Below are 602 nucleotides of genomic sequence, written 5' to 3'. Positions count from 1 at the left end.
CTATTTCTACCGTTGGATCCGCGAGGGAAGATGGGAAGCCATGAACCATATTCTCGTGATCCTGTCGCGTGAGCAGGACGGGCGAGACGCCACGCCTTCAGTGGGCATTATCGACAGCCAGTCGGTTAAAACCGCTGAAAATGGCGGCCCACGCGGTTATGACGCGGGCAAGAAGATCAGGGGACGCAAGCGGCATATCGCGACCGACACGCTGGGTCATGTCGTGGCGGCTGTCGTGCATCCCGCCGACATTCAGGATCGTGATGGTGCGCCGCTGGTAGCGGTCAGGATACGCTCATTGTTTCCCTGGCTTCGCCATCTGATCGGTGACGGGGGATATGCTGGCGAGAAGTTGCGTGGTGCGCTGGCTGAACTCGGCCGATGGACGATCGAGATCGTCAAACGTAGCGATCGGGCCGAAGGCTTCGTCGTCCTGCCCAAACGCTGGATCGTGGAGCGTAGCTTTGCATGGCTCGGGCGTTGCCGTCGCCTCACGAAGGATGTCGAGGCAACAATCTCGTCATCCTGCGCATGGTTGATGATTGCCCATATCCGCAGAGTTCTGCGGAAAATCAATCAAACCGCTTTCTGATTCAGGCTCT

The 602-nt window shown here is 58.3% G+C and carries 1 protein-coding gene; it reads left to right on the top strand.

What is annotated here, in order from left to right:
- Positions 1-592 (top strand): IS5 family transposase (locus GOB87_RS16525; RefSeq protein WP_166319210.1); only part of this gene is annotated, 592 nt, incomplete at its 5' end.
- Between the last annotated feature and the right edge of the window lie 10 nt (positions 593-602).

The organism is Acetobacter estunensis, from assembly GCF_011516945.1.
Lineage (GTDB): Bacteria > Pseudomonadota > Alphaproteobacteria > Acetobacterales > Acetobacteraceae > Acetobacter > Acetobacter estunensis.
The sequence above is the reverse complement of the archived record's forward strand: the minus strand, read 5'-3'. Positions and strand labels throughout refer to the sequence as shown.